Here is a 23341-nt window from a genome sequence, read left to right on the forward strand (position 1 = left end):
GGTCGCCGCTCCGGACCTCGGTCGTCCCGCCGGGGCCCGGGGCCAGCGGCCCGTCGCGGTAGGTGATCGACAGCTGCCGCTCCTCGTCGCCGCGCTTGAGGGACTTCCAGCGCAGCTTCTTGGTGTCCTCGTAGAGGCCGGCCGAGAGGCCGAGCACGCGCGCCGCGATCGGCCGGCGCTCGGTCTCGTACGTGTCGAGCAGGGCGTCGGGCGCACCGGCCAGCACCTGCCCGAGCTTCCAGCCGAGGTTGTAGCCGTCCTGGATGCCGGTGTTCATGCCCTGACCGCCGGTCGGCGGGTGCACGTGCGCGGCGTCCCCGGCGAGGAAGACCCGGCCGGCCCGGCCGGTCGCGCCCGCCCCCACGATCAACACGTCTTCCATCCCACGCCCCCTTTTACGAATACGGTGTAGTCGAAACATTCTGGCTACACCGTAGCCGAAACGTACGGACACGGGAAGAGGGCGCCGTCCCGCCGGACGACGCCCTCTTGATCGGGGTTATGCGGTTACGGGAGCTCGTAGTTCTCGTTGAGGGCGGCGCCGCGGTCCGGCTTGTAGAGGTCGAAGCCGCGCGGGTCGCACTGGAGGCCGCCGTTGATGCAATGCGAACTGAGGGCCGCCAATGTCGGGACGTCCCAGGCGTTGAAGACGTCGTAGTGGAAGCTGTATCCGCGACCGCTCGAGAAATGAACCTGCGACATGTCGCCGCTCACCGGCCACGCCATCTTGAACTCGATCATCGGGACCGCGACCGGGTGGTCGTTCGGGCAGACGCCGAGGACCGGGTACGCCATGTGGCTCTTGTGGTCGGGGGTGTCCAGGTGCAGGCCGTCCCAGCAGCTCGGGGCCTGCATGCGCACGTTGAGCTGGGTGCCGGCCGCGCAGTTCGCCGGGATGTCCCAGTTGAACGAGCTGTTGCCGCACTCGAAGCCCTCGACGGCGCCCGGGGAGTTCCGGAAGTCGTCGATCGTGGCGGCCGGGCTGCCGACCACGTAGCGCAGGCCGGGCGGGAACGGGCGCACGCTGCGGTAGTCGATCACGCCGCTCTTGTAGTAGATGACCTGGCGGCCGACCGGCTGGACGGCGGCCGTGCCGTTGAGGAGGGTCGGCATCCAGTAACCGGTCTTGTCACCGGGAGTGATGCAGGAGGTGCCGCCCGATTGCAGGCTGCTCAGGGTGGTGCCCGCGTACGTCGTCACGTTGCCCATGAACGTGTGCGAGTGCGAGGCGCCCGGCATGTTCGGGAAGACGATCGGGTCGTCGTTCAGGTTCGAGCGGCTCACCGAGCAGTTGGCCTGGAACTCGTGGTGCGTGGTCGGCGGGTTCGTGTCCGGCGGGACCGCGGTCGACGGCACCACGCCGGTGACCGGCGGGTTGGCCATGATGTAGCCGGGTCCGTCCGAGGCGGGCGGGTTGACCAGGCTGCCGTAGACCTTGAATTCGTACAGCGAGTAGCCGTAGCCGGTGCCACGCTGGGTGCCGTACATCCGCACGTACCGGCCGGTGCCACTCGCGGTGACCGTCTCGTTGCCGCCGGCGCCGTTGGTCTTCGAGAAGATCGTGGTCCAGGTGCTGCCGTCGGCCGAGGTCTGGATCTGGTACGCCTTGGCGTACGCGGCCTCCCACTGCAGTTGAACCGAGGTGATGTTCGCCGAGCCGCCCAGGTCGACGCGCAGCCACTGCGGGTCGCTCCAGGCACTGCCCCACCGGGTCGACGCGTTGCCGTCGACGGCCCCGGCGGCCGGGGCTCCGCCGTTCTCGGTCGACGACGCGAGCGCGGGTTTGCCCTGCGAGAGCAGCGAGTCGGCGGCGTGCGCGGTCCCGACGCCGACGATCGTGAGGGTGCCGGCGAGCGCGGCCACGGCCGCCGAGGCGATGATCGTCCGCGATCCGCGGACGCGTCTTGTGGATCTGCCGGCCCCTGGCCGGGTTGTCGCTAGAGTCTTCACTCGGATCTCCACAGTTCTCCACGGGGATGGGGGTATGCGGCCGCCCGTAACGGGGAACTCGGACGGCGACTTGGAGAGCGCTTTCCGAGTGTTACGCCTTTGTGTCATGCCCGTCAATGCCCGAGGCCGCCTCCGTGGTTCCGGAACCAAACCCGGAAGTCTCTCGCGCTCGCCGCCCATCCCTCTTCCTTCACAGGTACGCGGCCGCATCTCCCGTCAAATAGCCCAGTCCCCGCCGCTCAGCGCGACCATCTGCCACTCCAGGCCATAGCGCGTCTTTCGCGTGTACCGGTGGTCGCCCTCCCGGCGGCGAGCGGGGATCGGAGAGCGCTTTCCCTGTGTGCTATAAAGACCGCATGCAACGCGAACGCGCCTCGGTTGGTGATCGCCTGCCGACGTTGGAAGACGTGGCCCGGGTGGCCGGCGTTTCGCGCGCGACCGTGTCGCGGGTGATCAACGGGGTTAGAAATGTCGACCCTCAGCTGCACGAAGTCGTCTGGGAGGCCGTAGGGCAAACGGGTTACGTGCCCAACCGGCTGGCCCGGTCGCTGGTCACGCGGCGCACCGGGACCGTGGCGCTGGTGGTGTCCGACTCCGAGTCGCACGACGACGACCCGTTCATGGGCCGCTTCTTCGCCGACCCGTACTTCGGGCGGGTCGTCGGCGGCCTCATGAGCGTCCTGCGGCAGACCGGCGTGCAACTGGCGCTGCAGATCGTGGGGACCGAGGACGGCCGCCGCCGGCTGGTCGGCGACCTGCGAAACGGCCAGGCCGACGGCGCCGTGGTGCTGTCGCTGCCCGCCGTGGACCCGTTGCCCCGCATGCTGACCGACGGCGGCGTCCCCGCCGTGATGATCGGCCGCCCCGGCGAGCCCGTACCGATCAACTATGTCGACCTGGCCAACGACACCGGCGCCACGCTGGCGGCGGAGCACCTTCTAGCCCGCGGCTGCCAGCGGATCGGCATGATCTCCGGTCCGGCCGAGGTCCCGGCCAGCCACGACCGCATCTCAGGCTTCCGCCGGACCATGGCCAAACACGGCCACGGCTGGGTGCCGATCGCAGCCGGAAACTTCACCCAGGAGAGCGGGGAGGTAGCCATGCGGTCGCTGCTGGCCGACCATCCCGATCTGGACGGCGTCTTCGTAGCGAACGACCTGATGGCAGTCGGCGCGTTGCTGGCGCTGCGCGAGGCCGGCCGCGCGGTACCCAGCCAGGTGGCGATCGTAGGCTTCGACGACAGCAGCGCCGCGATCGCCGCCGCGCCCGCCCTGACCACCGTCCGTCATCCCCTGGAAGACATGGCCGCCGAGGCAGCCCGGCTGCTACTGGCCAGGATCGACGACCCCGAGATGCGAGTCTCCTCAGTCATCTACGAGCCGACCCTGGTCCTGCGCCAGTCCGCCTGATCTCCGAGCGGGGCGTCGATCACGGGGCGACGTCCCGCCCGTTCTCACCGCGGCCAGGCGCTCGCCGATGTCCCTGACCCGCTCTTCTCAGCGAACCGATAACTTGCTCAGCGTCTCGCTCCCGGCGACTGGACGGCCTGCTTGATAGTCCTATTTGCGCGAGGCGGTCGAACAGTACGTCGACGAGTGGACCGTCGCGATCACCGACGTCACCCCCACCGTCCGACAGGTCCGTGATCTGCTGACAGCTTGCAACCACCTGGCGGCGACAGCCCATCTCCCGGCCGAGCACGCCGACCCACCACCCGATCGACTGCGCAACCAGATCAGTGCGAGCCCGAACCACCCGGCCACGGCGACGAGCAACGCTACGCAACGCGCCCTATCGGCGGCGGATCAATGCGCCAGTCGTCGCCTTTGCCTGGTCGCCTGGTCTACTCGGGTCGCCTGTTCGAGGTGAGCCATTCGGATTGGTTCCATTCGACGGGCATAGCGCCGACTGGGGCAATGGCGATCTGTGGGTCGTCCGTCTGCACCAGGCACATCATGCGGTGGCCGATAAGCGCCGCGTGGCGGGCTTGGCGGGCGAAGATGTCCAGCAGGCTGTGAGCGAGGTCCGGCTCGATCGCGTAGAACTTGTCGTAGCCGCTGATCACCAAGGCGAGGCCGGTGACCGCCGGCGAGGTGCCGTATTCCATGGATCCGACATCGCTGAGGCAGTCATTCAACGCGGCCAGATTGTGTCCGTAGTAGGAGGGAAAGCGCAGCGCTGCCGCGATGTCCCGATGTAGGTCCTGCTCGGTGGTCCATGCCGTCGCGTCGACGTGCACTAGGTCATAGCCCAGGGCAACGAGCTCGTCCAGGCTCCGCTGCAGGAGCTCTGACCGCCAGAACAGAGTCACGAACGTGTTCATCATCAGGCGGTAGTCAGCCGGATGAGTCAACTCGACCTCGGGATCAAACGCGGCCATGTCGACACGGTAGCCGCGTTGATCGTCCAGCTATCGGCGTTCACGCGGTTTCTCGGATGATCCGCCATCGGCGGGAGGCTGTGCCGGTGACAGCCGGGACGCGCGAATACGGCGGCAGTTCCGGATGCCGCGACGGCAAGCTTTGCTTTGCGCACCTATACGCACAGCTCTGCGTACCCCGACGCACCGCGCAGGTCAGCGGGGTCGTGCGTATAGGTACGCAAAGCAAAGGACGCGCGAACGAAACTCGGCCGCGCGTCCGCTCATCGGCTACCGCGCGTCCGCCGCGCCCGGGTGCGGCGGACGGAGCGTGACGGCCGACCGGGTGCCGAAGCGCGGTCGGCGGCAGAACAATGCGTTCGAGTAGCGCACAGGTAAGTAGGCACTTCAAATGAGAACCGCGCCATTGTGCGCCGCCGTTGCGAGCGCCCGCGCCGACGGACCCACTCTGTCAACAACGGCACCATCGCCTGCCAAGTTCTGGGCCCGCAGCAGATTCCGGCTGGGCAGCCGAGGGCAGACCGACCTGAGTCAATCGCCGATGAACCACAGGTACAGGTGCAGCCCGCGTTCCACGATCTGGCACAGCTCACGGGCCTGAGCGACCCAGTCACCGCCCAAATCGGCAGGGAGCCGGTCGAGTTCCGCCAGCAGGAGCGGTACCTGCCTCTGGTTGAATACCGCATCCCCATACGGCGTCAGTGCCCAGAGCATCGGGAACTCCACAGGGTCCAGATCCGCGAAGCCAGCTGTCCACTTCACACCGGCTTTGGCGGAAGCCGCGACGTTGCCGCTGTCACCAATTCCCGCCTTCACTGTTTCTCCGGCATCGACAACTGACGCCGTATGCCGTCGGTATCTATCAAAGACCACACGTTTTCGATCCGGTTCGCGCGAAAGCGGTAAAACACGTGCTCGGCGAACGAAACTCTGCGACCACCCGCATCGATGCCGAGAAACTCCTGCTGTGGTGTGCAATCGAACCACAGGCGGCAGGCGACGTGGTCTGAGCGAACGACGAGTAGCCGAATTTCATAGTGCAGGTCAGGGATCTTCTGCAGATCGTCAGCGAGTAGCGCCTGGTACTGATCGCGCGTCCACTCCTCGCCGTTGTAGGTGAGTCGATCATGTACAAACCGATCGAGGTCCTCGACACGTCGGCCATTCAACGCTGCGATATAGTCGCGATAAATGTCCTCGAGCTGTTCGCTCATCGTGTGCTCCCATCGACCGAATTCTGGACTTCCGGGGTGGCGTCGCTGACCGGCACCGAGTCTAGCCCTGGAACAGGGGCATCGTTTTGGCTGCTCTTCAGTGGTGACCTCGTGGCCATCCTCATTTCTTCAAGGCGCAGTCGAGCGGTCACACCCCAAATTCGGTATACGCGTGCGCCACTGCCACGGCGGCCAGCGAGGTGGTCACCCACCGTTACCTGACTCACCGGGCCGAGTCTCTAAGGCCTCGCCGCTCCCGCCTGCTATTGCACGCGGTGGCCTCGGATCACTCACCGCGACCATCAGTCCAGCTGCTCGCTCGGCGGTGCGGCCCAGGCCTGCCTCAGCCCAGCCGCAGCCCCTTCATCAGGTATCCGGCGACTCGCCGGGTTCCGGATGATGGTCGGCGCTAGTAGAGGAACTTGTGTCGAGAGCTGCGCCGGTTCACCCGAGCCGGTAACTCGTCCAGGTTGTCGCCATGGCGCAGCTGCTCGTTCGGCTCATGGCCCTGGGTGAAATCCCGCATGGTCACTACAAAGCCTTGCACCAGGCGGTCCTCGCGCAGGTCGCGGTACGTGGCTTCGACCAGCACCTGGCTTTTGTCCGCTCGCAACAGCGAGCAGAACACCACACCGTCGCCAGAGCCGCGGAAGGCCTGGCGCAGCTGGTTGCGATCGTCCGGATGCACCAGATCGTCGAGTGTGGCCAGCGGCGGAAGGTCGTCGACGCCGAGCAGCTCGCGCAGCGAAGGGCTGGCGTATCGGATGCGCTGGTCCTCGTCGATCACCACCATGATGTCCGCGCTGTTCCGGATCACTGCGCGCAGATAGAGGTCACTGTCGCGGCGGCCGACCGCCTCCACCAGGGAGATGCGATCCAGCGCGAGTGCCGCCTGACCGGCCAGCACCTCGAGGCTGTCGCGAGTGGCGGTGAGGGTGTCCCGGCGACCCACCAGGATCAGGGCGCCGCCGCCGGGCCGTGCGAAGGCGAGCGGCTCCAGCCAGAGCGGACAGACCAGCGTGGCGTAGTCGTGGTCCGCGTCCTCGATCCACCAGCTGCGGGGCGGTGGGTCAGCACCGAGGCCGGGCACCGCTTCGAGCGCGAGCTGGCGGTCGTCGACGGCGAAGTCGGTGCTGCGGATGGCGTCCGGCGGCATGAGCTCGGCGATCGCGGCTCGCACGGCCTTGTCCACGGCCTCTGTGTCGGAGGCGGCGACCAGCGCGGCGCTCGCCTGGCGCAAGCCGCGCTCACGCGTCAGGGCCTGGCCGTTCAGGGTCACCGAGTCGGCCAGCCGCGTGATGGTCAGCAGGAGCGTGATGGCACCGGCCACGGCAATCACGACGCCATCGCCGACCGTGCCGTGGACCGCCTCGAACAGCAGAACGACCAGCGGGGTGGCGACCGAGATGCCCAGCAACGCCGCCCAACGCCCGCGCCACGGGCTCGGACGCGGCGTCGCGGGCTCGGTGAGCCTCACCATCGACGGGTGCAGCGCGGCGGCGCCCCAGGCCAGGTAGAGCACCACGAACCCGGACTCGCTCAGCCGGCCCGGCCACAGTGGCTGCACGATGTCACTGACCAGCACACCCACCGCACCGATGACCAGCAGCGTGGCCGAGAGGTTCCGGCCCACGGCGACCAGCAGGCGGACGACAACCGCGAGAAGCAGCAGGGCTCCGATGACGTACGCCCCGGAGACGTTTCCGATCTGGCCCGCATCGCCGATGACGAACACCCAGACCACCAGCAGCGTCGAGCACGCGAGTGCGAGCAGATCGATGAGCCGCGCCCGATCGACGAGAATCGCACCGACGCGGGTCAGCTGCAGCAGACAACAGGCGACCAACACGAACATGGCGTAGAAGCAGATGTCGGCTGCACCAGGCTGGTTCAACGCGGTCAGCACATCGCCGGCGGCGCTCGCCACGATGGCACCGGCGAGCAGCAGCCAGGGTCCGATCCGGGCAGGTCGGTGACGACGGACCCCGTAGACGATGGCGGCCGCGCTGCCAATTCCCAGCACAGCCCATTCGATGGCCCTCAGCACGCCTAACTAGTACCAGCGGCCTCGCTGTGTGTCCATGTCGCTATATACGTAGAGCTATCACTTCCGCCATTGGCACACAATACGGAGAGCGGCTCTCGCCGCCGGAGGAGCCCAGAAGCCGGTCACGGCCGGGGTGGTTCAGGGTGTCGGAGGCCGTCCATCAGGAGGTTCAGCAGGCGGCCGGCCCGGGCGTCGTGTTCGGGCGTGGGGGCCACGGTGAAGATGCCGATGAGGCCGGCGGCAATGTCTTCGGCGGTGACGTCGGCGCGTAGTTCGCCCGTCGCGCGGCCGGCGTTGAGGATTTCGTCGATGGCGGCCAGCAGTTCGGTCCGGGTCTGGGCATGGGCGATCTCGCCGGACTCGATCATCGCGAGCAGCGTGTCGAGCATGCCGTTCTTGGTGGCGATCCAGTTTCCGAACAGCTCCATCCAGCGTCGCAGCGCCGCGGGCGGAGGGAGCTGGGCGAGCAGCTCGCGGGCGCCGTCGGTCAGCCGCGCGACCTGATCGCGGTAGACCGCGTCGACGAGGGACTCTCGGGTGGGGAAGTGCCGGTAGAGCGTGGCGATGCCGACGCCGGCTTCGCGGGCGATCGTGCGCATCGACGGTTCGGTGTCGGCGGAGGCGAACACGCGGGTCGCGACTTCGAGGAGTTGGTTGCGGTTGCGAGTCGCATCCGCTCGCAGCACGCGGGCTTCTGACTCGGCCAAAACGGATCACGCTCCGATTATGCTACGGTGCTCTTGCAAACGGAGCATAGTCCGTTTCTCGTCGCCGCCGAGAAGCCAAGGAGCCGAGGAGCCAAATGAGCATGCAACCATCGAGCGCCAACACGTCGGCGACCACGAGCCGAGCGGTCCGGCTCGAGTCCTTCGGCGGCCCCGAGGTTCTGAAACTCCGCGAGGTACCCGCACCACGGGCCGGCTCGGGGCAGATCCGCGTGCGAGTCACCGCGGCCGGACTGAACCCGATGGACTGGTTCATGACCTCCGACCCGGAGACCGCCACCCGATTCGGCTTGAGCCTGCCGTCCGGGTTCGGAACCGACTATGCCGGGATCGTGGACCAGGTCGGTGACGGCGTGACCGAGTTCGCGGCCGGCGACCGGGTGTTCGGCGGCGCAGTCTCCCGCGCTGTCGCCGACCACGTCGTGATAGACGTGGCCGGGAAAATCGCGGCAGGCGGCGACGCGCACCACACCCCCGACGGCGTCGACGACCGCACAGCCGCCACCCTGGCCATAGCCGGGTGCACAGCCGCCGCCGCGCTCGCCGTTGTCAAACCCGGCCCGGGCGACACGCTGCTTATCGGCGGTGCGGGAGGCGGAGTCGGCGTGTTCGCCGTGCAGCTCGCTCGCCTCGCGGGCGCGCGCGTGATCGGGACAGGATCGGAAACGTCGGCCGACGCCCTGCGTGCCCTCGGGGCCGAGCCGGTCGCCTACGGCCACGGCCTGGTCGACCGGCTCCGTGCCATGGCTCCCGCCGGCGTCACCGCGGCCATCGACCTGTACGGGACGGAGACGGCGCAGGCGGCACGACACCTCGGCGTCCCGGACGAGCGCATCACCACCATCGCCGCACAGGTCGACGGAATCACACCGGCAAACGGCGCCAACGCCGCCCCGGGCGCCATCGAGGAGATCGCTCGCCTGGTCGCGGCGGGCCGGCTTCGGGTGCCCATCGCGGCGAGCTTCCCGGTCGACCAGATCCGCGCCGCGGTCGAGCTTCAAGCCGGCCGGCACGTACACGGAAAGGTCGTCATCGACCTTTAGCCCGGGATTCTCTCGCGCTCGCCGTCACCCCTCTCTCCTTTTGCCCGTACGAGGCGACATCTCCCCACCAAACAACCCAGTCCATGCCGCTCGCCGCGACCACGTGCCACTCGAGGCCGTAACGCGCCTCTCGCGTGAGCCGGTGGTCGCCCGCGCCGGCAACGACGATCCGTTCATGAGCCGGTTCTTCGCCGACCCCTGTTTCGGCCGGGTCGTCGGCGGGCTCATGAGCGTGTTGCGGCAGACCTGCGTGCAACTCGCGCTGCAGCTCGTCGGCACCGAGGAGGGACGCCGACTCCGGCGAGGTCTGGCTGGGTGACGACCGCATCGACGTGCTCGGCGAGCGCGCGGCGTCACGGTCGGCCGGGATCAGCAACGGCGACCGTTCAGTGTGAAGCTGGTGGGCGGAGCATCGCTGGTGTGCCAGGTGCCCAGCAGCCCGAACGACGTGGCCGCAGCGGGATTCAGGACCCGGTTGTACCCGAGGTTGGCGGCGGTCACCGTCGAGCCGGACTGAGTGATCGCGGCGTTCCAGGCGGAGGTGACGGTCTGGTCGCCCGGGAAGGTGAAACCGATGGACCATCCGCTGATGGGCGCGGTCCCGGTGTTGGTGACCGTGACGTCGGCGACGAAGCCGCCCGGCCATTCGGACACTCGCGTGTAGACGACCTTGCATCCCGGCGGCGTGGTGGTCGCTGCGATCGGCACGGTCGCCGTGCGGGTGTCGGCAACGGCCCCTGAGTCTGCCCTCAGCTGGACGTTCACCTGCAGACCGGTGGCGGCGCACGAGGCGAACGTGCGGAAGGTCAGCGCGGCGCTGTTCGTCCCGCCCGCCGGCAGGGCCAGCGGCACGATGAGCGGATCCGTGGCGATGCAGCCGGCGGGAATCCCATCGCCCGGCCCGACGAACCGGCCGTACCACTGGACCGTGGCGGTCTGAGCGGTGGTGGTGCAGTTCTGCGCGGTCACGGTGGCCTGGACGGTGTCGCCGGCCGCGATGGCGGGTGGGTCGAACGTCAGCGAGAGGATCTCGGCGGTGCCCGTCCCCGAGCAGGCCGCCTGGGCCGGGCTGGACATCACCACGGCAGCGCCGCCGCCGATCAAGGCGAACAGCGCGACGATCCGGACCAATCTGTACATGGGCTCTCCCTGTTCGCGTGGGCCGAAAGGCCACCGCCGCCCCGCACCCCGTGAACTGTCGTTCGTCGGCCTCACCACGGCATCCGATAGACAAGCGTCGCTGCATTCAGCGTTCCGGTCAAGACGCCTCCACGGTCTGCGTCGTCGAGAGCGGTGGACGCCGACGGCCTGCCTTTGCCTCACGTGAGAGGTCCGGCCGCGAGCATCAAGTCGACAGCCTCAACAGTGACCCTCGCGGCAAGCGGCGACCGGGGGCGTCGCCGCCAAGTCAGGTCGGGGGCGGTCAGCACGGCGTCCGCCGCCGGGGAGTCCGTCTTGGGCTACGGGCTCGCGGCCAGGAACAGGAAGACCGCCAGCAGGCTCAGATGGATGCCGCCCTGCAGGACGTTGGCGCGGCCGGGGACGATCGTCAGCGTGCCGACGACGACGGTCAGCGCGAGCAGGACCATCTGGGTGCCGCCGAGGCCGAGCAGCAGCGGGCCGGGCAGCCAGATCATCGCGATGGCGATCGCCGGGATGGTCAAGCCGATGCTGGCCATGGCCGAGCCGATCGCGAGGTTGAGGCTGGTCTGAACCCGGTCGCGGGCGGCCGCTCGTACCGCCGCGATTGTCTCGGGCAGCAGCACCAGCAGGGCGATCACGACGCCGACGACGGCCTGCGGCATGCCGAGGTCGCCGACGGCCTTCTCGATCGCGGGCGAGACGCCCTTCGCCAGGCCGACCACGCCGACCAGGGCCAGAAGCAGCAGGCCCAGGCTGGTCAGGGCGGCCCGTTCAGTGGGTGGGTCGACGTGCTCCTCGCTGTCGATGACCTCGCCGGCCGTGGTGATCGGCAGGAAGTAGTCGCGGTGGCGCCGGGTCTGGACGGTCACGAACAGGGCATAGAGCGCGAGCGAGGTGACGGCCGCGAAGGCCAGCTGTGCGGGTGAGAACTGCGGGCCGGGGCGGCTGGTGGTGAAGTTCGGCAGCACCAGGCTGAGCGTGGCAATCGTGATGACGGTCGCGAACGCGCCGCCGGAACCCTCGGGGTTGAAGACGGCGATGCGGCGGCGGGCGGCGCCGACCAGCAGGGAGAGGCCGAGCAGGCCGTTGCAGGTGATCATCACGGCGGCGAAGACGGTGTCGCGGGCCAGGGACTGGGTCTTCGCGCCGCCGCTGATCATCAGGGTGACGATGAGGGCGACCTCGATGATGGTGACCGCCACCGCGAGGACCAGGGAGCCGAACGGCTCACCCACCTTGTGGGCGACGACCTCGGCGTGGTGGACGGCGGACAGGACCGCGGCGGCGAGCAGCAGGGCGACCAGCACGATCAGGGGCGGCGGCAGGTCGCGGCCCCACGTCAGGATCAGGGCGGCGACGGCGAGGACGGGTGCGATCGTGGCTCTCATCGAGCAACCTTAGTCGGCAGGAGCAGGATGGAGGCATGGCTTACGTGAACCCATCAGGTGAGTACAACCGGGACCAGCGTTACATTTCCACGCGCATCACCGAGGACGGCCGCGACGGTTATCCCGTCGAGCCGGGGCGCTACCGACTGATCGTGGCCCGTGCCTGCCCTTGGGCAAATCGGGCCATAATCGTACGGCGGTTGCTCGGTCTCGAGGACGTGTTGTCGATGGGCATCGCGGGGCCGACGCACGACAAGCGCAGCTGGACCTTCGATCTCGACCCGGGCGGGCGCGACCCCGTGCTCGGCTACGAGCGGCTGCAGGAAGCGTTCCTCGCCCGGTTCCCGGACTACGACAAGGGCATCACGGTGCCGGCGATCGTGGACATCCCGACCGGGCAGGTGGTGACCAACGACTTCGCGCAGATCACCATCGACCTGTCGCTGGAGTGGGCGAAATACCACCGGGCCGGTGCGCCGGCGCTCTACCCGGCCGAGCTCCGGGAGCAGATCGACAAGGTCAACCGGTTCGTCTTCGCGGACGTGAACAACGGCGTCTACCGGGCCGGGTTCGCCGGCAGCCAGGAGGCGTACGAGCAGGCGTACGAGCGATTGTTCGCTCGTCTCGACAAGCTCTCGGACCACCTGACGTCGCATCGGTACCTGGTCGGGGACACGATCACCGAGGCGGACGTGCGGCTGTTCACCACGCTGGCGCGGTTCGATGCCGTGTACCACGGCCACTTCAAGTGCAATCGCAGCAAGCTCTCCGAGATGCCGGTGCTCTGGGCGTACGCGCGTGATCTGTTCCAGACGCCCGGTTTCGGCGACACGATCGACTTCGTCGACATCAAGAAGCACTACTACGTGGTGCACAAGGACATCAACCCGACGCAGATCGTGCCGGCCGGGCCCGACCTGCGGAACTGGCTCGACCCACACGGACGGGAGAGCCTGGGCGGGCGGCCGTTCGGCGACGGTACTCCCCCGCCGCCGCCACGCGAGCCGGTGCCGGCCGGGCACGGGGTCATCTGAGGTCGGCGTTCTCCAGGATGTGCCGCGGGTGGCCGACCCGGGCCACCTGCAGCATCGCGCGGCTCAGCCGGTCGGAGGTCGTGAAGTACTTGGGCGCCGCCTTGTCGATCAAGGGGAAGACCGGGCCCAGGACCGTGTAGATCGCATTGACGAAGCGCGTTTTCGACCGTACGCCGTGGGTGGGCTGGATGATGCCGGGGCGGGCGGCGTACCCGTGCGGCAGGAGCTCGATGACCTCGCGCTCGGTCCTGGCCTTGACCCGGGCCCACATCTGACGGCTGTGCTCGCTGGTGCCGGCGCCGGAGACATAGATGAAGCAGGCTTCGTGGTCCACCGCCCTCGCCGCGGCCATCGGGTAGTCGTACGAAATCTTGGTGTAGGTTGCCTCGTCCAGGCCCACCGAGCTGACGCCGAGGCAGTAGAAGCAGGCGTCGTAACCCGACAGGTCGACCGGCGAGAGGTCGGTGAAGTCGTCGAGATGTTCCTCGCGCAGCTTCGGATGGCGTACGCCGGTCGGTGTCCTGATGATCGCCAGCACCTCCTCGACGTCGGATGCCAGCAGGCTCTCGCGCAGCATGCCCTGGCCGACCATCCCGGTCGCGCCGAAGATGACCACCTTCATCCCGTCTCCCCCTTGTTCGCTCGTGATCATCATCGGTCCCCGCGACCGGAAATTGTCGTACCGCGCGTCTAGGGTTTGCCCGTGCCCGTTGAGCGATGGTCCATTTCCCAGGTCGAGGCCCTGGCGCCCGACCCCGCGTCGGTGCGAGCCGCGCGCGCCCTGTCGTTCTCGGAGTCCGGCCGGCTCGACGACATCCTCTGGGGACTGTGCCGCAGCTACCAGGTCTGTGTCGACCTGGCCGGGCCGGCGTTCCGCTGCTCCTGCCCGAGCCGCAAGATCCCCTGCAAGCACGCCCTGGGCCTGCTGATGCGCTGGTCCGAGTCCGATGTGTCGTCGAATTCAAATTCAACCCCCGATTTCGTACGGGAATGGCAGGCGGCCCGGTCCGCCGCGGCGACCCGGAAACGCTCCCCCTCGACGACGCCCGATCCGGTGGCCGCGGCGAAACGCGTCGAGCAGCGGGCCGAGCGGGTGGCCGGCGGCATGGCCGAGCTGAACCGGTGGCTCGACGACCAGGTGCGACAGGGCCTGGCCGGCGCCCAGCGCGGCGGCCCGCGCCCGTTCGACACGATGGCCGCCCGGCTGGTCGACGCGCAGGCTCCGGCCGCGGCCGGGGCGGTGCGCCGGCTCGGCGGGGTGGTCGGCATCGGCCCGCACTGGGCCGACCGCCTGCTCGGTGAGCTCGCGATGCTGCGCCTGCTGGTCGCGGGCTACGAGCGTCTCGACGACCTGCCCGCCGGCCTCGCCGCCACCGTGCGCTCCCGCATCGGTTTCCCGGTCGGCACCGAGGAGGTGCTGGCCGGTCCGCGGGTCACCGACCGCTGGCAGGTGCTCGGCCAGGTCGACACCGACGACGGCGCGCTGACCACCCGCCGCACCTGGCTGCGCGGCGCGGCCACGGGCCGGTTCGCGCTGGTGCTCGCGTTCGCCGCGCCCGGCCAGCCGCTGGTCTCCGAGCTCGTGCCCGGCACCGAGTTCCGCGGCGCCCTCACGTTCTATCCCGGCACCGCGCCGCTGCGCGCCCTGGTCGCCGAGCGGGCCAGCGCCGCCGAGCCGTTCGCCTCGCCCGACGGCGCGCGTCCCCTCGGCGAGGCGCTCGACGGCTGGGCCACGACGATCGCCGCCGAGCCGTGGCGGTTCGACGCGCCCGTGCTGCTGGCCGGGGTCACCCCGAGCGAGGAGGGCTGGCTGGTCGACGAGGCCGGCGCCGCCCTGCCGCTGGCGCCGGGGCATCGCGAGCCGTGGTGGCTGCTCGCCGCGGCCGGCGCCACGCCCGCGACGGTGGCCGCCGAGTGGTCGCCCGCCGGCCTGCGGCCGCTCGCCGGCTGGGTGGAGGGCGGCTTCGTCCCGGCCGGGCCGCCGGTGCCCGACCCCGGCGCCCCGCGCCACCCCGAGCTGCCACCCGACCTGCTCGCCGCGGCCCTGGTCGGCACCAACCGCCGCCCGTGGCCCGGCGGCTCGCTGCTGGAGTCGGCGGCGGTCGCGCTCGCCCGGCGCCGGGCCGGGGTGACCCCGGGCTCCGGGCACGCCCCCGTGCCGGCCGCGCCGGCCGAGACGACTCCCCCACTGCCGTCGGCCGCCGGCGCCCGGCTGATCCGCATCCTCGGCGAGGGGGTGCCCGGCGGCGCCCAGACCGCGCACGAGCTGCTGTCCCAGTGGCTCGAGGCGGCCGCGGCCAAGGGCGGGCACGTCCCGCCGGTCGCGCTGCCCGCGCTGCTCGAGGCCGGCCGGCGTAACTCGCTGATCCGCCCGGCCCTGGCCCAGGTCGCCGGCCGGCGCGGCGCCTGGCTGGCCGGCATGCGCGGCGACTGGCGCTGGCTGCGCGACGAGACGGTCTCCGTCCCGGCGTCGTCGCAGGTGTGGGAGACGGGCACGATCGGCGAGCGCCTGGGTTACCTCACCGAGCTACGCCGCTCCGATCCCGCGCGCGGCCGTGAGCTGCTGGCCGCCACCTTCCCGCAGGAGTCGTCCGACGACCGCGCCCGCTTCGTGACGGCGCTCGCCACCGGGCTGAGTCTCGCCGACGACGCCTTCCTCGAGGAAGCGCTCGACGACCGTCGCAAGGAGGTGCGCGAGGCCGCGCTGGACCTGCTGCGCGGCCTGCCCGGCTCTGCTCTGGGCCGGCGGATGGCCTCGCGCGCCACCGCGGCGGTGCGCCTCGACCCCCGCGGCCGGCTTGTCGTCACCCCGCCCGAAGACCTGGACCTCGACATGCGTCGCGACGGCATCGCCGCCACCCCGGCCCGCGGGCTCGGCGTGAGCGCCTGGCTGCTGGAGGAGACGCTGGCCGGCGCGCCGCTCGGCACCTGGTCCGACCCGGCCACCATGCTGCGGCTCGCCCGCGGCACCGACTGGGAGCCGGCGCTGCTGCACGGCTGGGCCAAGGCCGCCATCGCCCAGGAGAGCGCGGCCTGGGCCACCGCGCTGATCGACCAGGCGGCCGGCGCGCTGCGCGAGTCGGTCCGGTGGGACCTGCATCTCATCCTCCCGCCCGACGAGCTGGGCCGGCTCGCGGCCGACGCGCTGCGCCGCGAGGACGGCATGGCCCACCGGCTGCTCTCCCTGCACCCCGGCCGGTGGCCCGACGAGCTGTCGGCCGCCGTGCTCGAGACCATCGCCCACCGGGCCCGCACCGACCGGCACACCTGGCAGCTCGGCGAGCTGTGCCGGGCGGCGGCGCTGGCCATGCCGCCGGCGTGGGCCGACCTCGTCGGCCGCCTCGCCCTCCAGCTCGATCAGGAGCCGTCCGACCAGTCGCGGGTGCGGCCGGTCGCCGACCTAGCCCGCACGCTCACCTTCCGCCACGAGATGTTTCAGGAGTTCGAGTGACCGCTCTGCGCCCGCACGCCGAGAACCAGTACTCCGAGGAGCTGGCCCAGCTCGCCCGCGACGACGACCGACCGCGGCCGCCGGGCTGGCGGCTCTCGCCGCAGGCCGTGGTGACCTACCTGCTCGGCGACGGCGCGAAGGTCACCCCGAAATACGTGGGACCGCGCCGGCTGGTGGAGGTCGCGGTCGCGACGCTCGCCACCGACCGGGCGCTGCTGCTGCTCGGCGTGCCGGGAACGGCGAAGACGTGGGTGTCGGAGCATCTCGCGGCCGCGATCTCCGGCGACTCGACGCTGCTGGTGCAGGGCACCGCCGGCACCGCCGAGGAAGCGATCCGGTACGGGTGGAACTACGCCCGCCTGCTCGCCGAGGGCCCGTCCGAGGCGGCGCTGGTGGAGAGCCCGATCATGCGGGCGATGCGGACCGGCACGATCGCGCGCCTCGAGGAGCTCACCCGGGTGCCGTCCGACGTGCAGGACGCGCTGATCACCATCCTCTCGGAAAAGACGCTGCCGGTGCCCGAGCTGAACACCGAGGTGCAGGCCCAGCGCGGGTTCAACCTGATCGCCACGGCCAACGACCGCGACCGCGGGGTCAACGAACTGTCCAGCGCGCTGCGGCGCCGGTTCAACACGGTCGTCCTGCCGGTGCCGGCCTCGGCCGACGAAGAGGTCGAGATCGTGGCGCGTCGGGTGGCGCAGCTCGGGTCCTCGCTCGAGCTCCCGGCGGTGCCGACCGCGATCGAGGAGATCCGGCGGGTGGTGACGGTCTTCCGCGAGCTGCGCGGCGGGCTCACCGAGGACGGGCGCACCAAGCTGAAATCACCGACCGGCACGCTCTCCACGGCCGAGGCGATCTCGGTGATCACCAACGGGATGGCGCTGGCCGCGCACTTCGGCGACGGCACGCTGCATGCCAGTGACGTGGCCGCCGGCATCGTCGGCGCCGTGGTGAAAGACCCGGTCTCCGACGGTGTCGTCTGGCGGGAATACCTCGAGACGGTCGTGCGCGAGCGTCCCGACTGGATCGACTTCTATCGGGCCGCCCGCGATGCCTGAGCGGCTCTACGGGATTCGCCATCACGGCCCGGGGTCGGCCCGGGCGGTGGTGGAGGAACTGTCGCGCCAGCAGCCGACCGTCCTGCTGATCGAGGGGCCGCCGGAGGCGGACGATCTCGTGCGGTGGGTTGCCTCGTCCTCCCTGGAACCGCCCGTCGCGCTCCTCGGGTACGCGCCCGACGATCCACGGCAAGCTGCCTTCTGGCCCTTTGCCGTCTTCTCCCCCGAGTGGCAGGCGCTCAAATGGGCGGTGTCGGCGGGGGTTCCCGTGCGGTTCTTCGACCTGCCGTTCGCCTACCGCCTGTCGGGGGACCACTCGGATATCCCGGACGAACCCCGGCGGCCGGTCGACCCCATCGGCGAGCTCGCCGCCGCGGCCGGGTACGACGACCCCGAGCGCTGGTGGGAGGACGTCGTCGAGCACCGCGGGATGCCGGCGTTCGAGGCGATCGGCGAGGCGATGACCGCGATCCGGGAGGACTCGCCGGAGGATCCCGACGACCTGGTTCGCGAGGCGTACATGCGGACGGTGCTGCGCGAGGTGCGCAAGACGCACGACGAGATCGCCGTCGTCTGCGGGGCCTGGCACGTGCCGGCTCTGACCCGCAAGGTGACCCAGAAGGACGACGCCGAGCTGCTCAAGGGCCGGAAGAAGGCCAAGGTCGCGTTCACCTGGGTGCCGTGGACGTACGGGCGGCTCGCGTCGTGGTCCGGCTACGGCGCCGGGGTGCGCTCGCCGGGGTGGTACCACCACCTGTTCACCTCGGCCGACGAGGTGGTGCCGCGATGGCTGGTCGACGCGGCGGGAGTGCTGCGGGCCGAGGGGGTACCGACCTCGTCGGCGCACATCATCGAGGCGACCCGGCTGGCCGAGACGCTCGCCACCCTGCGCGGGCGGCCGCTCGCAGGGCTGGCCGAGGTGACCGAGGCGGCCGAGGCCGTGATGTGCGACGCCGAGCCGCTGCGGGTCGAGCTGATCAACAAAAGGCTCGTGGTCGGCGAGCGGCTGGGCGGGGTGCCCGACGAGATGCCGGCCCTGCCGCTCGCGAAGGACCTGGCGGCCCAGCAGCGGGCGGTGCGGCTCAAGCCCGAGGCCCTGGAACGGGCGCTCGACCTCGACCTGCGGAAGGAGACCGATCTCAAGCGCAGCCGGCTGCTGCATCGGCTGCGCACGATCGACGTGCCGTGGGGCGAGCCGGTGGCGTCCGGGCGGGGCGCGGGGACGTTCCGCGAGGAGTGGAAACTGCGCTGGCAGCCCGAGTTCGCGGTGCGGCTGGTCGAGGGGAGCATGCTCGGCACCACGGTGGCAGCGGCGGCGACGGCGAAACTCACCCGGGCGGCCGACGACGCGGAGACCCTCGCCGACGTGACCGGCCTGGTGGAGACGTGCCTGCTCGCCGATCTCACCGACGCGTACGGGCCGGTGCTGGCCGCGCTGGACGTACGGGCCGCGCTGGACGCCGACGTCGGGCACCTCATGGCGGCGATCCCGGCGCTGGCGCGGACGCTGCGCTACGGCGACGTGCGCAAGACCGACATGGCCGGGCTCGCCGCGGTGACCGCGAGCCTGCTGTTCAGGGTGTGCGCGGGCCTGCCGTCGGCGGTGGGATCGATCTCCGACGAGGCGGCCAAGGTGCTGCGCGACCGCATCGACGGGGTGCACGCGGCGGTCGGCCTGCTCGCCGACGAGGCCGGCGACGACCTGCGGGAGCGCTGGCTCGCGACGCTGGTCTCGCTGGCCGGGCGCGACGATCTGCACGGGCTGCTCGCCGGGCGGCTCACCCGGCTGCTGCTCGACGCGGGACGGCTCGACGCGGGCGAGGCACGCCGACGGATGCGGCTGCCGCTGACGGTGGGCACACCGCCGGCTCACGGCGCCGCCTGGGTGGAGGGGTTCCTGGCCGGCGGCGGGCTGCTGCTGGTGCACGACGACGCGCTGCTCGACCTGCTCGACGGGTGGCTGGCCGACATTCCGGCCGGCTCGTTCGACGAGATCCTGCCGCTGCTGCGCCGGACGTTCGGCGCCTTCGAGGCCGGGGAGCGGCGGGCCATCGGCGAGAAGATCGCCGGCGGCCGGGCCGCCGGGCCGGAGACGGGCGGGCTCGGGTTCGACGGTTCCCGCGCCGACCTCGTCCTGCCGACGCTGAGCGCCCTGCTGGGGAGGGAACTGTGAGCGAGGTTTCGAACGAACGATCGCGGCGCTGGCGCATGGTGCTCGGCGGCCCGGCCGACGAGGCGCTGGGCAAGGCCGAGGGCCGCGACGGGCAGATGGACGCCGCGATGGCCGCGCTCTACGACTCCGGGTCGGCCGGCGAAGGCGAGAGCACGGGCACCAAGCGCTCGGCCGGTCTCGGCGGCTCGGCGCCCAAGGTGGCGCGCTGGCTCGGCGACATCCGGGAGTACTTCCCGAGCACGGTCGTGCAGGTCATGCAGTCCGACGCGATCGAGCGGCTCGACCTGACCCGCCTGTTGCTCGAGCCCGAGATGCTCGCGGCGGTGGAGCCCGACGTCCACCTGGTCGGGACCCTGCTCTCGCTCAACCGGGTCATGCCGGCCCAGACCAAGGAGGCCGCGCGGACGGTCGTGCGGACGGTGGTCGACCAGCTCGAGAAGCGGATCGCGCAGAAGACGCGGGCGGCGGTCAGCGGCGCGCTCAATCGGGCCTCGCGGATCAACCGGCCGAGGCACGCCGACATCGACTGGAACCGGACGATCCGGGCCAACCTCAAGCACTACCAGGCCGACCTGCGGACGGTGATCCCCGAGCGGCTGATCGGTTACGGCCGGCGCTCCACGGCCGTCCAGCGGGACGTCGTGCTCTGCGTCGACCAGTCCGGCTCGATGGCGGCGTCGGTGGTGTTCTCGGGAGTGTTCGCGGCGGTCCTCGCCTCGATGCGGTCGCTGCGCACGTCGCTGGTCGTCTTCGACACGGCCGTGGTCGACCTGACCGACCAGCTCAGCGATCCGGTGGAGGTGCTGTTCGGCACGCAGCTGGGCGGGGGCACCGACATCAACCGGGCGATCGCCTACAGCCAGCAGCTGATCACCCGGCCCCGGGACAGCATCTTCGTGCTGATCAGCGACCTGTACGAGGGCGGGGTGCGGGAACAGATGCTGCGCCGGGTCGCCGAGATGACCGCGGCCGGGGTGCAGGTGGTGGTGCTGCTCGCGCTCTCCGACGAGGGAGCGCCCGCCTACGACCACGAGAACGCGGCGGCGCTGGCCGCGCTCGGGGTGCCCGCCTTCGCCTGCACGCCCGACGCGTTCCCCGACCTGATGGCCGCCGCGATCGAGCGGCGCGACCTCCGGGCGTTCGCCGAGCGCCTTGAGACCGCGCCGAAAGGTAACTAGCGTAGGAGGTATGACTGCTTACCTGGAGAGCCCCTCGACCTGGCAGGAGAGCTGGGACCGGCAACAGCAGACGTTCATGCCCGACCGCGAGGAGCGCTTCGCGGCCATGCTCACCGCGGTCGACGCCGTCACCGGCGGCCGGCCGCCGCGGCTGCTCGACCTGGCCGGCGGCACCGGCACGATCGCGCTGCGCACGCTGGCCCGGTTCCCGGCGGCCGAGGTCACGGTCCTCGACCAGGACCCGGTACTGCTAGCGATCGCCGGCGCGACCCTGGCCGGGCGGGCCACGATCGTCGACGCCGACCTGGGCGACCCGTCGTGGCGGGCGAAACTGCCCGGCGACGGCTTCGACGCGGTGCTCACGGCCACCGCGCTGCACTGGCTGCCGGCCGAGCGGGTCGCCGCGCTCTACGGCGAGATCCGCGAGGTGCTGCGGCCGGGCGGCGTCTTCGTGAACGCCGACCACATGCCCGAGGAGTCGCTGCCCACGCTCTCCGAGCGGCTGCGGGATCGGGCCCGGGAACTGCGCGACGCCCGGTACGCGACGGGCGCGTCCACCTCGTGGGGCGACTGGTGGCAGCGGGCGGCGGCCGACCCGTTCCTGGGGCCGAAGGTGGTCGAGCGGGAACGCATCTACCCCTCGGCGGAACACAACCAGGAGTGGACGCCGCCCGCGGTCTGGCACGTCGACGCGCTGCGGGCGGCCGGCTTCGCGGAGGCGGGCGTGGTGTGGCGCGGCGGCACGGACGCTGCGGTGGCCGGCCTCCGCCTCGACTGAGCCGGCCGAGGCCGAGGCACGGGCCGCCCGGAAGCGCAGGCCGCCCGGAAGCGCAGGCGGCCCGCTGAGGCATGACCAGCGACACGGCGGTCCATGCACACGCAAGCAATAGGCTGGGGCCATGCCATTGAGCGGTGAATATGCGCCCAGCACGACCGGGTGGGCGCGCAGGCAGGCCGAGAAGATCGAGTCGACCGGGGGCGCGGAAGGCACCCTCATACGCGGGATGCCGGTGATCGTGCTGACGTCCGTCGGGGCCAAGACCGGCAAGCTGCGCAAGACGGCGCTCATGCGGGTCGAGCACGACGGCCAGTATGCGGTGGTGGGCTCGCTGGGCGGCGCCCCCAACCACCCGGTCTGGGTGTACAACGTCCGCAAGGAGCCCCGCGTCGAACTGCAGGACGGGCCCGAGAAGCACGACTACCTCGCCCGCGAGACGGCCGGCGAGGAGCGCGACCTGTGGTGGAAGCGCGCCGTCGAGGCGTACCCCGACTACGCGAACTACCAGCGGAAGACCAGCCGGCTGATCCCGGTCTTTGTGCTTACGCGGAGCGGCGACCAGTAAGACCGATCGGGCCAACCTCGGGAAAATCGGCTGCCCCAGGGGCATCGATGGTCGATCATGGCATCATGCGTACACCCCACCAGTCCGTCGACCGGCATGCCGGGCGCGCCGCGGAAACGGCGGTCAGCTCGCCGGTCTCTGCCGCGCTGCCGCTGTCCGGGTCCGTCGACGACGCCGACCGGCTGGTGGACGTGGTCGACCTCCTCGCGCTCGACGCGTTCGTCACCGGGCGGGAGCCCTTCGGGCGAAGCAAATACCTGGAGAACGTACGCGCCGACGCGCCGCTCACCACCGACGGCGCCCGCCTGGTCCGCGACGCGGTCGAGGACGACGGCCAGGGCCGCCTGGCCGTCGGTGAGGGCTGGACGCTGCACGTCACCCGCTGGAAGCAGAGCCGCCGCGCGCGGGTCACGGTGACCGCAGTGACGGCCGAGCTCGCCGAGCAGATCCTCGAGACGGCCACGGCCAACGCCGTCGAGGAACCGGCGCCGGCTGACGACTCCGTACCCATCGGCTTCTGGCATTTTGGTCCGCACGGACCGCGACGGGTGCAGCGAGAGATCGACGCGGCCCCCTGGGAAAAGATCCGCGAGAACTACGCGCGTCCGGTCGCGCAGACCCTCGAGCGCCTGATGGAGCTGGACGGGACCGTGGTCAACGGCCGGCTCCTGCTGCTGCACGGCGAACCCGGCACCGGGAAGACCACGGCCCTGCGGGCGCTGGCGCAGCAGTGGCGCTCGTGGTGCCAGGTGGATTGCGTGCTCGACCCGGAACGGCTCTTCAGCGACCCGGCCTATCTGATGAGTGTGGCCCTGGGCAGCGGCGACGAGGAGGAGCCGCGGTGGCGGCTGCTCATGCTCGAGGACTGCGACGAGCTGATCAGCGGGGAGGCCAAGGCGAGCGCCGGCCAGTCTCTGTCGCGGCTGCTCAACCTGACCGACGGCCTGCTGGGGCAGGGGCGGAACGCACTCATCGCGATCACGACCAACGAGGACCTCGCCACGCTGCACCCCGCCGTGATCCGGCCCGGGCGCTGCCTGGCCAGCATCGAGGTCGGCCGGCTCCCGTACGCCGAGGCGACCGCGTGGCTGGGCACGGCGCGCGGCGTCGGCCCCGACGGCGCCACTCTGGCCGAGCTGTACGCCCAGAAGACCGGCGCGCAGCCCGTGACGGTCCCGACGACCGCTCCCGCCACGGGCATGTACCTCTGATCC

Annotated in this window: 21 protein-coding genes and 1 pseudogene; 12 read left to right on the plus strand and 10 right to left on the minus strand. The window is 70.8% G+C overall.

What is annotated here, in order from left to right; genetic code table 11:
• Window positions 1-133: 133 nt before the first annotated feature.
• Window positions 134-343, minus strand: a pseudogene (locus A3CQ_RS64360) (FAD-dependent monooxygenase); the annotation flags it as partial.
• 164 nt (window positions 344-507) lie between these two features.
• Window positions 508-1863 (minus strand): DUF1996 domain-containing protein, encoded by a 1356-nt coding sequence (locus A3CQ_RS0130245; RefSeq protein ID WP_020514701.1) that lies wholly within the window; start codon window positions 1861-1863, stop codon window positions 508-510.
• A 443-nt stretch (window positions 1864-2306) separates the two neighbouring features.
• Between A3CQ_RS0130245 and A3CQ_RS0130250 the strand changes: the two genes are divergently transcribed.
• Window positions 2307-3359 (plus strand): LacI family DNA-binding transcriptional regulator, encoded by a 1053-nt coding sequence (locus tag A3CQ_RS0130250; RefSeq protein ID WP_051115393.1) that lies wholly within the window; start codon window positions 2307-2309, stop codon window positions 3357-3359.
• Between the two features lie 154 nt (window positions 3360-3513).
• On the plus strand, window positions 3514-3819 hold the full coding sequence (locus A3CQ_RS64100; RefSeq protein ID WP_369076494.1) for a DUF4291 family protein: 306 nt from the start codon (window positions 3514-3516) through the stop codon (window positions 3817-3819).
• Here the strand turns inward: A3CQ_RS64100 and A3CQ_RS0130255 are convergent.
• From A3CQ_RS0130255 to A3CQ_RS0130275, 5 genes are all read right to left on the minus strand, one after another.
• On the minus strand, window positions 3794-4330 hold the full coding sequence (locus A3CQ_RS0130255; RefSeq protein ID WP_020514703.1) for a barstar family protein: 537 nt from the start codon (window positions 4328-4330) through the stop codon (window positions 3794-3796). The two genes, A3CQ_RS64100 and A3CQ_RS0130255, sit on opposite strands and share 26 nt — an antisense overlap.
• 531 nt (window positions 4331-4861) lie before the next feature.
• Window positions 4862-5146: a hypothetical protein gene (locus A3CQ_RS0130260; RefSeq protein WP_157296528.1), complete on the minus strand. Its 285-nt coding sequence runs from the start codon at window positions 5144-5146 to the stop codon at window positions 4862-4864.
• The gene (locus tag A3CQ_RS0130265) at window positions 5143-5544 is read right to left on the minus strand and encodes an ester cyclase (RefSeq protein WP_020514705.1); all 402 of its coding nucleotides are present in this window, start codon (window positions 5542-5544) and stop codon (window positions 5143-5145) included. Before A3CQ_RS0130265 ends, A3CQ_RS0130260 begins: the two co-directional genes overlap by 4 nt.
• A 409-nt stretch (window positions 5545-5953) precedes the next feature.
• Entirely contained in the window at window positions 5954-7591 is a 1638-nt protein-coding gene (locus A3CQ_RS0130270) for a PAS domain S-box protein (protein WP_026206351.1), read from the minus strand.
• A gap of 122 nt (window positions 7592-7713) precedes the next feature.
• Window positions 7714-8277 carry a TetR/AcrR family transcriptional regulator gene (locus A3CQ_RS0130275; protein WP_020514707.1) on the minus strand — a complete coding sequence of 188 codons (564 nt, stop codon included), beginning with the start codon at window positions 8275-8277 and terminating at the stop codon, window positions 7714-7716.
• Between the two features lie 116 nt (window positions 8278-8393).
• Between A3CQ_RS0130275 and A3CQ_RS0130280 the strand changes: the two genes are divergently transcribed.
• The gene (locus A3CQ_RS0130280; RefSeq protein WP_020514708.1) at window positions 8394-9359 is read left to right on the plus strand and encodes an NADP-dependent oxidoreductase; all 966 of its coding nucleotides are present in this window, start codon (window positions 8394-8396) and stop codon (window positions 9357-9359) included.
• Between the two features lie 175 nt (window positions 9360-9534).
• A complete protein-coding gene (locus tag A3CQ_RS61145; RefSeq protein WP_245577379.1) occupies window positions 9535-9678 on the plus strand; it encodes a hypothetical protein in 144 nt (47 codons plus the stop codon).
• 50 nt (window positions 9679-9728) lie between these two features.
• Here the strand turns inward: A3CQ_RS61145 and A3CQ_RS57805 are convergent, their stop codons facing one another.
• Window positions 9729-10499 (minus strand): cellulose-binding domain-containing protein, encoded by a 771-nt coding sequence (locus tag A3CQ_RS57805; RefSeq protein WP_020514710.1) that lies wholly within the window; start codon window positions 10497-10499, stop codon window positions 9729-9731.
• A gap of 320 nt (window positions 10500-10819) precedes the next feature.
• A complete protein-coding gene (locus A3CQ_RS0130295; RefSeq protein ID WP_020514711.1) occupies window positions 10820-11890 on the minus strand; it encodes a calcium:cation antiporter in 1071 nt (356 codons plus the stop codon).
• 35 nt (window positions 11891-11925) lie between these two features.
• On the opposite strand from A3CQ_RS0130295, the gene A3CQ_RS0130300 reads away from it, so the two are divergent.
• A complete protein-coding gene (locus A3CQ_RS0130300) occupies window positions 11926-12924 on the plus strand; it encodes a glutathione S-transferase family protein (protein WP_020514712.1) in 999 nt (332 codons plus the stop codon).
• Here the strand turns inward: A3CQ_RS0130300 and A3CQ_RS0130305 are convergent.
• Window positions 12917-13546 carry a Rossmann-fold NAD(P)-binding domain-containing protein gene (locus A3CQ_RS0130305; RefSeq protein WP_020514713.1) on the minus strand — a complete coding sequence of 210 codons (630 nt, stop codon included), beginning with the start codon at window positions 13544-13546 and terminating at the stop codon, window positions 12917-12919. The genes A3CQ_RS0130300 and A3CQ_RS0130305 overlap by 8 nt on opposite strands.
• A gap of 81 nt (window positions 13547-13627) precedes the next feature.
• Between A3CQ_RS0130305 and A3CQ_RS0130310 the strand changes: the two genes are divergently transcribed.
• The 7 genes from A3CQ_RS0130310 to A3CQ_RS0130340 all read left to right on the plus strand — a co-directional run bounded on the left by A3CQ_RS0130310 (window position 13628) and on the right by A3CQ_RS0130340 (window position 23338).
• Complete coding sequence (locus A3CQ_RS0130310) at window positions 13628-16375, plus strand: SWIM zinc finger family protein (protein ID WP_020514714.1); 2748 nt, start codon at window positions 13628-13630, stop codon at window positions 16373-16375.
• Window positions 16372-17433 (plus strand): ATP-binding protein, encoded by a 1062-nt coding sequence (locus A3CQ_RS0130315; protein ID WP_020514715.1) that lies wholly within the window; start codon window positions 16372-16374, stop codon window positions 17431-17433. Before A3CQ_RS0130310 ends, A3CQ_RS0130315 begins: the two co-directional genes overlap by 4 nt.
• Window positions 17426-19606: a DUF5682 family protein gene (locus A3CQ_RS0130320; RefSeq protein ID WP_020514716.1), complete on the plus strand. Its 2181-nt coding sequence runs from the start codon at window positions 17426-17428 to the stop codon at window positions 19604-19606. The genes A3CQ_RS0130315 and A3CQ_RS0130320 overlap by 8 nt, the downstream gene beginning before the upstream one ends.
• Entirely contained in the window at window positions 19603-20784 is a 1182-nt protein-coding gene (locus tag A3CQ_RS54595) for a VWA domain-containing protein (RefSeq protein ID WP_245577380.1), read from the plus strand. The genes A3CQ_RS0130320 and A3CQ_RS54595 overlap by 4 nt, the downstream gene beginning before the upstream one ends.
• A 10-nt stretch (window positions 20785-20794) precedes the next feature.
• Window positions 20795-21562: a class I SAM-dependent methyltransferase gene (locus A3CQ_RS0130330; protein ID WP_020514718.1), complete on the plus strand. Its 768-nt coding sequence runs from the start codon at window positions 20795-20797 to the stop codon at window positions 21560-21562.
• 121 nt (window positions 21563-21683) lie between these two features.
• Window positions 21684-22127 (plus strand): nitroreductase family deazaflavin-dependent oxidoreductase, encoded by a 444-nt coding sequence (locus tag A3CQ_RS0130335; RefSeq protein WP_026206354.1) that lies wholly within the window; start codon window positions 21684-21686, stop codon window positions 22125-22127.
• 65 nt (window positions 22128-22192) lie between these two features.
• Complete coding sequence (locus A3CQ_RS0130340) at window positions 22193-23338, plus strand: DUF5925 domain-containing protein (protein ID WP_157296530.1); 1146 nt, start codon at window positions 22193-22195, stop codon at window positions 23336-23338.
• Window positions 23339-23341 lie beyond the last annotated feature (3 nt).

Origin of the sequence: Paractinoplanes globisporus DSM 43857, from assembly GCF_000379645.1 — a bacterium.
Classification (GTDB): domain Bacteria; phylum Actinomycetota; class Actinomycetes; order Mycobacteriales; family Micromonosporaceae; genus Actinoplanes; species Actinoplanes globisporus.